Here is an 8,801-nt window from a genome sequence, read left to right on the forward strand (position 1 = left end):
CCGTGCCATCCCCACGACTCCGTGACGGCGCCGCTGACCAGCCTGCCGAGCATCCCGCCCACGGTGTTCCCCGCGATCATGGCGCCGACGGCCCCGGCGACCCCCGCACTGCCGAGCTGTTCGGCCAGGTAGGCGGCGGCGACACCGGGGAAGCCCGCGATGGCGACCCCCTGCAGGGCCCGCAACGCGAGCAGCACCTCGTAGTTCGGCGCGAACGCCAGGGCCAGTCCGAGCGCGGCCGAGGCCGACACCGACGCGAGGATCACCGGACGGCGGCCCACCATCTCGGAGACCACGGCCACCGGGAGCACCGCCACGGCCAGCGCCCCGGTGCCGACCGACACGGCCAGCGAGGCCCCGCCGGGGTCGAGACCGAACTCGGCGGCGAGCTGGGGCAGCACCGGCTGCGGCGCGTAGAGCAGCGCGAACGAGCAGATCCCCGCCGCGGCGACCGCGACGGTGATCCGGCGGACGTCGGCGGCACGCTCCCGCGCGAGAGGGGTCACGCCCCGACCGTAAGCATGGCTAACTGATTCCGGCCACCGCGTGGTGACGCGGACGACACGGCCGCCGCCGCCTCCCGGTGCGGGTGCTCAGGTGTAGGAGGCCGCCAGTTCGACGAGGGTCCGGGCGGCGAAACCGGTACCGCCCGGCACGACCTCGGCGTAGGTGGTCTCCGCCCGCGCGGGCCCGGCGATGTCCAGGTGTGCCCACGGCAGGCCCGCGGTGAACTCGCGCAGGAACAGCGCCGCGGTGATGCCACCGGGGCCGGGCGGTGCCTGCCGCACGTCGGCCAGGTCCCCGGCCACGTCGGGGGCGTGCTCGTCGGACAGCGGCATCCGCCACCACGCCTCGCCGGTCCGCGCGCCCGCCTCCGCGACGCGGGTGGCGAGGTCGTCGTCCGAGGCGAACAGCCCCCCGGTGCGCAGTCCCAGGGCCACCTTCATCGCCCCGGTCAGCGTGGCCACGTCCACGACGGCGTCCGGCCGGTACCGGGCCGCGCCGTAGGCGAGCGCGTCGGCGAGCACCAGCCTGCCCTCGGCGTCGGTGTTCTCGATCTCGCTGGTCCGCCCGCCGTGGTGCCGGACGACGTCGCCGGGGCGGAAGGCGGAGCCGGAGATCATGTTCTCGGCGGCGGGCACGAGGGCGGTGACCCGTACGTCCAGCCGGAGCGCGGCGATCGCGCGGACCGCGGCGAGCACGGCCGCACCACCGGACATGTCGGTGCGCATCAGGTGCATGCCCGCGGCAGGCTTGACGGAGATCCCGCCGCTGTCGAAGGTGATGCCCTTCCCGACCAGCAGCAGGTGTGTACGGGCGTCGCGGGGGCGGTAGGTGGCCTCGACGAGGCGCGGCGGGCTCGCCGACCCGCCGCCGACGGCGAGCACGCCACCGAAGTCGTTGTCGGCGAGCCAACGCTCGTCGCGCACGGTCACCGACAGGCCCGCGGTCCCTGCCATGACCCGTTCCGCCGTCGTGGCCAGCCAGTCCGGTGTCTTCACGTTGGAGGGAGCGTTGGCCAGATCGCGGGCCAGCGCGGTCGCGCGGGCCGTCGTGACCGCCCGCGCCACGGCGTCGGTACGGCCCGCGTCGGTACGGCCCGCGTCGGCACGGCCGTCCGTGCGGGCACGGTCGGTCAGCAGCCGGATCCGGCGCGGACGGGGCGGATCCTCGGTGCCGGTGACGCGGAAGCGGTAGCCGCCGAGGACGACACCGGTCGTGAACGCGGCGTACTCGTCGACGGTCGCCTCCGCGGGGAGCCGGACCTGGACGGTCACGGCGGGTCGGCCACCCGCGTCGGCCTCCGCTCCGGCGGCCGCCTGCACCGCTCGCACGAACGCCGCCCCGGCCGTACGGTACGAACGTGGGCCGCCCGCGCCCACGCCGACGAGCCACCCGGGACCCTCGGACCCGGGGAGTACCTGCACCTCGCCGGGCGCACGGGTGGCCGAGAGGTCGTCCAGCACGGCGTCGTGCGGGGTTCGTTCCCCCTCGGCGACCACCTCGGCCAGGGGGGTGCCCCGGCGGGCGGTGTCGGTGACGAGGACGTCGACCGATCGGGTGGGTACGGACGGGAACGGCGAGCGCGCCACAGGACCTCCAGGCACAACGAACCGAGCCGGGCCGAGCGGGTCCCGGCTCGGGGCAACGGACGGATGCGGTCGTCGGCCGGGGGGACACCGCCGACCGGCTGCCACCGCTGTCAGCCGACGGCCTCCTGCAGCGCCGTGTGCAGGTCGTTGGCCTCCTCGGCCGTCAGCTCGACGACAAGGCGCCCACCGCCCTCGAGCGGCACGCGCATCACGAGGCCCCGCCCCTCCTTGGTCACCTCGAGGGGACCGTCACCGGTCCGGGGCTTCATGGCCGCCATAGCGTGCTCCCTCCGTTGTGAACCAGCGCGCCCGGGTCGCGCTCGCCAAAGCAACCGGGTCTGTTCCATTGTCCCCCATGCGGAGTGGGCCGCGAACGCGGACCGATCTTAACGGCGGTCCATCGCCGCTGGTATGCGCTTCACGCTCCTGTCACACTCGCGGTCGGCAACGACAACGGAGGATTCGGTGACCACAGAGGACGTGTTGAAGCGGGCCGACGCGGACGGGGTGCGCACCCTGACGCTCGATCGGCCCTCGGCGTACAACTCGCTGACCGTGGAGTTGAAGGAGCAGCTCCTGGCGGCGTTGCGGGAGGCCGCCGACGACCCGGCGGTGCGCGCGGTGCTGCTCACCGGCGCGGGCAAGGCGTTCTGCGCCGGGCAGGATTTGAAGGAACACGTGGGGATGCTGCGGTCCGGCGACGAGGCGCCGCTGCGGACGGTCGGCGACCACTACAACCCGATCGTGACGACGATCACGGAGATGCCGAAACCGGTCGTCGCCGCCGTCAACGGTCCCGCCGCCGGGGCGGGGGCCGCGTTCGCGTACGCGGCCGACCTGCGTCTGGCGGCGAGCTCGGCGACCTTCCTGATGGCCTTCGCGAACGTGGGGCTCGGCCCGGACTCCGCCGCGTCGTGGACGTTGCAGCGGCTGGTCGGCCAGGGGCGGGCGATGGAGCTGATGATGCTGGCCCGCACGGTGGACAGCGCCGAGGCACTGCGGATCGGCCTGGTCAGCGAGGTGGTGGCGGACGACGAACTGGCCACCCGGGCGCACGCGGTCGCGGCGAAACTCGCCGCGGGGCCGACGGCGGCGTACGCGAGGATCAAGAGCACGGTGCGTGGCGCGGCCGAGAGCACCCTGCGGGAGGCCCTGGCGGCGGAGGAGACCGCCCAGGCGGAACTCGGCGCCACCGCCGACCACACCGAAGCCGTCGAAGCCTTCGTCGACAAACGCACCCCGCACTTCCGCGGAAAGTGACCACCACCCACCCGCCCACCCGGGTGTTGCCGTGAGGGGCACTCTCCCTGCGTTCGGTGCCGTGAGGGGCACATTCGCTGCGTCACACGCAGGGAAAGTGCCCCTCACGGCACAACGGGAGGTGACCCCGCGCGGAAGCAGGCCTCGACGTGGTCGTCGACCATGCCGGTGGCCTGCATCAGGGCGTGGCAGGTGGTGGGGCCGACGAAGACGAAGCCGCGCCGCTTCAGCGCCTTCGCCATCGCCGTCGACTCCGGGGTGGTCGCCGGGACGTCGGACATCGTGCGCGGGCGGCGCCGGGTGGCCGGGTCGGGGGCGAACGACCACAGCAGCTCGTCCAGCGGGACGTCCAGCGCGGTCACCGCGCGGGCGTTGGTCACCGTCGCACGGATCTTCGCACGGTTGCGCACGATGGCCTGGTCGACCAGCAGCCGGGCGACGTCGTCCTCGGTGAAGGCCGCGACCCGGGACGGCTCGAAGTCGGCGAACGCGCGCCGGAAGCCGTCCCGTTTGCGCAGGATGGTCAGCCAGGACAGCCCCGACTGGAATCCCTCCAGGGTCAACCGCTCGAACAGCGCCGCCTCGCCGTGCAGCTCGACCCCCCACTCGTGGTCGTGGTACGCGGCGTAGTCCGGGGCGGTGTTGCCCCACGCGCAGCGGACGACGCCGTCGGCACCGACGAGCTCCGCGGGCGGTCCGGGCGCCGGTCCGGCGCTCACCGGCCCACCTCGTACGACTCGGCGAAGCGGGCGAAATTGTCCAGCGACCGGCGCAGCCCCAGCACGAACGCGGGCTTCGCCAGCAGCCAGCCGGCCTTGCCGACCGGCCCGAACGGCAGGTCGAGCTCCTCGGACCACACGAACGTCGACCGCTGCGGGCCGCGTGCCTGCACGTGGAACGCGCCCGTGCCGCGGACGACCCGGCCGAGGTGGCGCACCGTGCAGCGCACCGGTGGTTCCCAGGTGGTGATCTCCATCGTGTCGGTGACCCCGACCCCACCGACGCCGGTGAACGCCTCGATGCGGGACCCGGTGCTGCGGCCGTTGCCGGACACCACCCGGACGTCGGTGCCCACGATCCACTCGCCCTGCCGCTCCCAGTCGGTCAGCGCGAGCCAGGTGGTGCCCGCCGGGGCGGCGACCTCCACCGAGACGGCCACGTCACTCATCGCGCCGTCCCGCGGTCGCGTCGCCCCGTTCGAGCCGGCCCTCCAGCTCGGTGACCCGCTCGCGCAGGTCGTCGATCTCGGTGCCCAGGCGGGACAGCACCCAGTCGACCTCGGACATCTTGTAGCCCCGCACGACGATCTGGAACCTCGTGGCGGCCACGTCCTCGCCGGTGACGTCCTCGGCGGGCAGCCGCGTGGGCGAGCTCCCCGGCGCCAGCGGGGCGAGCTCCTCGCCCCGCCCGAAGACCAGGGAGGCGAGCAGGAACACCACGGCCGCCACCAGCAGCATCACGAGGAGATAGATCAGGGCGGTGGTCACGATCCGATCGTGACATACCCGCGCCCCTCACGTGCGCCGCGCCGACACCTCCCGCATCGGGGGCCGGTCGGCCAGCCGGACGGTGGCCACGTCCGGCACCCACTCCCCCGCGACCTGCACGAACTGCGTCAGCTCGGCGGCGACGTCCGACGGGGAGAGATCGCCACCGCCTCCGGAGGGGGCCGGGCCGCAGCGGTCCAGCGCGGTCCCGAGGATCTGCCGGGCCATCACGCCGAGCTGGAGCAGCGACCGGTTGCGGTGCTTGCGCACGCCCAGATTCACCTGGGCGAGCGCGTCGAGGCCGTACCGGGCCTCGGCGTCGAGCAACAGTCCGAGCTCCACGCCGTACCCGGCGGCGAACGGGACCGACTCCAGCAGCTCCCGGCGTGCCGCGTACTCCCCGCCCAGCGGCTGCACCAGGCCGGACAGGGACGGACGCAGCGCGGACAACAGCGGCCGGGCCAGCAGTTCGGTCACCCGGCCGCCCCCCGCGCCGAGTTCGTCCGACTCCACGCGCAGCGGCCTGCGGTAGAAACCCTTGACCAGCTCGACCCCGGGTTCGGTGAGCAGCGGCCCGAGCAGGGCGGGCACGAACGCCGGGTCCGGGTCGACGAGGTCGGAGTCCAGGAACACGACCAGGTCACCGGTGGTCGCGGCCAGGGAGCGCCAGAGCACCTCGCCCTTGCCCGGGACCGGGTCGAACTCCGGCAGCACGTCCTCGCGGTGCACCACGGTGGCCCCGGCGTCGGCGGCGACGGCCGGGGTGTCGTCGGACGAGCCGGAGTCGACCACGACGAGCTCGTCGACCAGCGTGCCGACCAGCGGCCGGACGGAGGCCACGACGTCGGCGACGGTGTCCCGCTCGTCGAGCGCGGGCAACACCACGGACACGGAGCGTGGCCCCTTGGCCCGCACCAGCTCGTCCACCCCCCACGACGGCCACTGCCAGGTCCGCCGCCGGAACCACTCCCCGTCCATACCCCCGATCGTGTCACGCCCGCCCGGGTGTTGCCGTGAAGGGCACTTTCCCGGCCCGGGGCGCGGTGAGGGGCACATCCGCTGCGTCCCGCGCAGGGAAAGTGCCCCTCACGCCGACACGCGACGTGACCGGCGCCGGGTCAGACGGCCCACTTGTCGATGGGGGTGGGGGTGTGGTGGGTGAGGGCTTCCAGGAGGGTGTGCGGGTCCGGGTCGATGGTGACCAGGTCGCGGGTGGCGTGGTTGAGGAAACCCTCGGTCACCGTGTGGTCCAGGAACTCGGCGAGCCTGCTGTAGTACCCGCGCACGTCGAGCATCCCCACCGGCTTGGTGTGCAGCCCCAGCTGGGCCCACGTCCACACCTCGAACAGCTCCTCCAGCGTGCCCGCCCCGCCGGGCAGCGCCAGGAACCCGTCGGACAACCGCGCCATCGTGGCCTTGCGTTCGTGCATGTCGGCCACGACGTGCAGCTCGGTGAGCCCGTGGTGGGCGATCTCCGCCCGCATCAGGTGTTCCGGGATCACCCCGGTGACCTCGCCGCCCGCGGCCAGCGCCGCGTCGGCCACGGTGCCCATGAGCCCGACCTGACCACCGCCGTAGACGACACCGATCCCGCGCTCGGCCAGCATCGTGCCCAGTGCCGCCGCGTCGGCGGCGTAGCCGGGGTCCTTGCCGGACGACGACCCGCAGAACACGCAGAGTCGCTGCACTAGTGCGTCTCCTCCCATGCCTTGTACGCCTCCAGCACCACGCCCACCGCGTCGTCGATGTCGTCGGTGACGTGCAGCAGCGCGGCCTCCCGCTCGCTGACCTTGCCCTGGGCCAGCACGGTGTCCCGCACCCACTCATACAGACCCTTCCAGTACGCGGAGCCGAACAGCACCACCGGGAACTTCGTGACCTTCTTGGTCTGCACCAGCGTCAGGGCCTCGAACAGCTCGTCCAGGGTGCCGAACCCGCCCGGCAGGCAGATGAACGCCTGCGAGTACTTGATGAACATCGTCTTGCGGGCGAAGAAGTAGCGGAAGTTCACCCCGAGGTCGACCCAGGCGTTGATGCCCTGTTCGTGCGGCAGTTCGATGCCCAGCCCGATGGACAGGCCCCCCGCCTCGGACGCACCCCGGTTGACCGCCTCCATCGCCCCCGGGCCACCGCCGGTGATCGCGGCGAACCCGGCGTTGGCCAGTGCGGCGCCGATCTCCCGCCCGGTCTGGTACTCGGGGTCGTCACGCGCCGTGCGGGCCGAGCCGAACACGGTCACCGCGCGCGGCACCTCGGCGAGCGCGCCGAAGCCCTCCACGAACTCGGCCTGGATGCGCAGCACCCGCCACGGGTCGGTGTGCACCCAGTCGCTCGGGCCGCGCGAGTCCAGCAGCCGTTGGTCGGTGGTGGACGCCTCGGACGCCTCCTCCCGGTCCCGGCGCAACAGCACGGGCCCCAGGCGCTTCTCGTGCGGGTGCCGGTCGTCGGCCCCGGTCTCGGACTGGCGGTCGCCGTTTCCGGCGTCACGGGTCGGTTCGGTCACAACGCCCAGCGTAGGCTCACGCGCCCAGCCACGATCCGAGTACCTCGGCCACGTGGCGGATCTCCGCGGTGGCCACCCGCTCCCCGCGGGTGTGCGCCAGGGTCGGGTCGCCGGGGCCGAAGTTGACGGCGGGCATGCCGAGCGCGGCGAACCGCGCCACGTCCGTCCAGCCGAGCTTGGGGGCCACCCGCCCGCCCGCGGCGGAGACCAGCTCGGCCGCCGCCGGGGAGGACAGCCCGGGGAGGGCGCCGGCGGAGCGGTCCACGACGGTGAGTTCGTAGCCGTCGAACACCTCCCGCAGGTGGGCCTCCGCCCGCTCGGCGGACACGTCCGGGGCGAACCGGTGGTTCACCGCCAGCACGGCCTCGTCCGGCACGACGTTGCCGGCCACCCCGCCGCCGACCCGCACGGCCTGCAGGCCCTCCCGGTAGGTGAGGCCGTCGATCTCCACCGTCCGCGGCCGGTACTCCGTCAGCCTGCGCAGCGGCTCGGCCAGCGCGTGCACGGCGTTGTCCCCCATCCACGCCCGGGCGGTGTGCGCGCGGACGCCCCCGGTGCGCAGCTCGACCCGCATGGTGCCCTGGCAGCCGGCCTCGATCACCGCGTTCGACGGTTCCCCCACGACGGCGAGGTCGCCGCGCAGCCAGTCCGGGCGCTGCCGCTCGATGCGGCCGAGCCCGTTGCGGTCGGCCTCGACCTCCTCGCAGTCGTAGAACACGAACGTGACATCGTGCCGCGGCTCGGTGAGGGTGGCCGCGAGGTGCAGGAACACCGCGTCGCCGCCCTTCATGTCCACGCTGCCGAGCCCGTGCAGAACCTCGTCCTCACCCGATCCGGTGCGGTGCGACGGCAGGTTGTCGTTCACCGGAACGGTGTCCAGGTGGCCCGCGAGCACCACCCGCGACGGCCTGCCCAGCGCGGTGCGCGCCAGGACCGCGTCGCCGTCGCGCACCACCTCCAGGTGCGGCGCCCGGGTGCGCAGCGCGTGCTCGACGGCGTCGGCGAGGTCGGCCTCGGCGCCGGAGACGCTCGCGATGTCGACGAGGGCGGCGGTGAGGTCCACCGGGTCGGAGCGCGGGTCGAGCGAGGGCATGTCCGCACCGTACCGCGCGCTGGCTACGGTGGAGGTGTGCGTAGGAACTCGGTCGTCGGACGCAGACCGCTGGTCGCCGCCGCGTTGCTGGTCGTGCTGGCGGGGTGTTCCCGGGAGGCGGGGCCGATGCCGGAGGGCCAGGGACAGGATCCCGGCCCCGGCGCGCTGGACGTGAAGCTCGAGGCCATCACGGGTGACGACTGCTTCCGCGCCCCCGGCGAGGTCTACCCGCCGAACTGTGAGAAGTACGTCACCCAGCTCTCGAACGTCCCGGGCACCGCACGGGGCTTCGACGCGGGCCCCGGCCTGGCCGAGGCCGCGGACGACCTCGACGCCGGGGTGCGCGCCTACCGTGCGAACGGCTG

The 8,801-nt window shown here is 73.8% G+C and carries 12 protein-coding genes; 2 read left to right on the forward strand and 10 right to left on the reverse strand.

Going from position 1 to position 8,801, the window contains the following annotated elements:
• From ACTIR_RS0113580 to ACTIR_RS25020, 3 genes are all read right to left on the reverse strand, one after another.
• The coding region (locus tag ACTIR_RS0113580; protein ID WP_154663756.1) for an MFS transporter at positions 1-506 on the reverse strand (506 nt) is incomplete at its 3' end.
• An 87-nt stretch (positions 507-593) separates the two neighbouring features.
• Positions 594-2,093: a leucyl aminopeptidase family protein gene (locus tag ACTIR_RS0113585; RefSeq protein ID WP_026454695.1), complete on the reverse strand. Its 1,500-nt coding sequence runs from the start codon at positions 2,091-2,093 to the stop codon at positions 594-596.
• A gap of 110 nt (positions 2,094-2,203) precedes the next feature.
• Positions 2,204-2,371 (reverse strand): DUF3117 domain-containing protein, encoded by a 168-nt coding sequence (locus ACTIR_RS25020; RefSeq protein WP_007025343.1) that lies wholly within the window; start codon positions 2,369-2,371, stop codon positions 2,204-2,206.
• A 187-nt stretch (positions 2,372-2,558) separates the two neighbouring features.
• On the opposite strand from ACTIR_RS25020, the gene ACTIR_RS0113595 reads away from it, so the two are divergent.
• On the forward strand, positions 2,559-3,353 hold the full coding sequence (locus tag ACTIR_RS0113595) for an enoyl-CoA hydratase-related protein (RefSeq protein WP_026454696.1): 795 nt from the start codon (positions 2,559-2,561) through the stop codon (positions 3,351-3,353).
• A 104-nt stretch (positions 3,354-3,457) separates the two neighbouring features.
• Here ACTIR_RS0113595 and ACTIR_RS0113600 read toward each other — a convergent pair whose 3' ends face one another.
• From ACTIR_RS0113600 to dapE, 7 genes are all read right to left on the reverse strand, one after another.
• Complete coding sequence (locus tag ACTIR_RS0113600; protein ID WP_026454697.1) at positions 3,458-4,072, reverse strand: DNA-3-methyladenine glycosylase I; 615 nt, start codon at positions 4,070-4,072, stop codon at positions 3,458-3,460.
• Positions 4,069-4,521, reverse strand: a complete 453-nt coding sequence (locus ACTIR_RS0113605) for an SRPBCC family protein (protein ID WP_026454698.1) — start codon at positions 4,519-4,521, stop codon at positions 4,069-4,071. Before ACTIR_RS0113605 ends, ACTIR_RS0113600 begins: the two co-directional genes overlap by 4 nt.
• Positions 4,514-4,840 (reverse strand): DivIVA domain-containing protein, encoded by a 327-nt coding sequence (locus ACTIR_RS0113610; RefSeq protein ID WP_026454699.1) that lies wholly within the window; start codon positions 4,838-4,840, stop codon positions 4,514-4,516. The genes ACTIR_RS0113605 and ACTIR_RS0113610 overlap by 8 nt, the downstream gene beginning before the upstream one ends.
• A gap of 27 nt (positions 4,841-4,867) precedes the next feature.
• Positions 4,868-5,818: a glucosyl-3-phosphoglycerate synthase gene (locus ACTIR_RS0113615; protein WP_026454700.1), complete on the reverse strand. Its 951-nt coding sequence runs from the start codon at positions 5,816-5,818 to the stop codon at positions 4,868-4,870.
• Positions 5,819-5,958: 140 nt separating this feature from the next.
• Positions 5,959-6,528: an LOG family protein gene (locus tag ACTIR_RS0113620; RefSeq protein WP_026454701.1), complete on the reverse strand. Its 570-nt coding sequence runs from the start codon at positions 6,526-6,528 to the stop codon at positions 5,959-5,961.
• A complete protein-coding gene (locus ACTIR_RS0113625) occupies positions 6,528-7,343 on the reverse strand; it encodes an LOG family protein (RefSeq protein WP_026454702.1) in 816 nt (271 codons plus the stop codon). Before ACTIR_RS0113625 ends, ACTIR_RS0113620 begins: the two co-directional genes overlap by 1 nt.
• A 16-nt stretch (positions 7,344-7,359) precedes the next feature.
• Positions 7,360-8,436: a succinyl-diaminopimelate desuccinylase gene (dapE, locus tag ACTIR_RS26665; protein ID WP_026454703.1), complete on the reverse strand. Its 1,077-nt coding sequence runs from the start codon at positions 8,434-8,436 to the stop codon at positions 7,360-7,362.
• Positions 8,437-8,472: 36 nt separating this feature from the next.
• Between dapE and ACTIR_RS26670 the strand changes: the two genes are divergently transcribed.
• Positions 8,473-8,801 (forward strand): hypothetical protein (locus ACTIR_RS26670; protein WP_052583876.1); only part of this gene is annotated, 329 nt, incomplete at its 3' end.

Origin of the sequence: Saccharomonospora iraqiensis subsp. iraqiensis (genome assembly GCF_000430445.1) — a bacterium.
GTDB classification, from domain to species: domain Bacteria; phylum Actinomycetota; class Actinomycetes; order Mycobacteriales; family Pseudonocardiaceae; genus Saccharomonospora; species Saccharomonospora iraqiensis.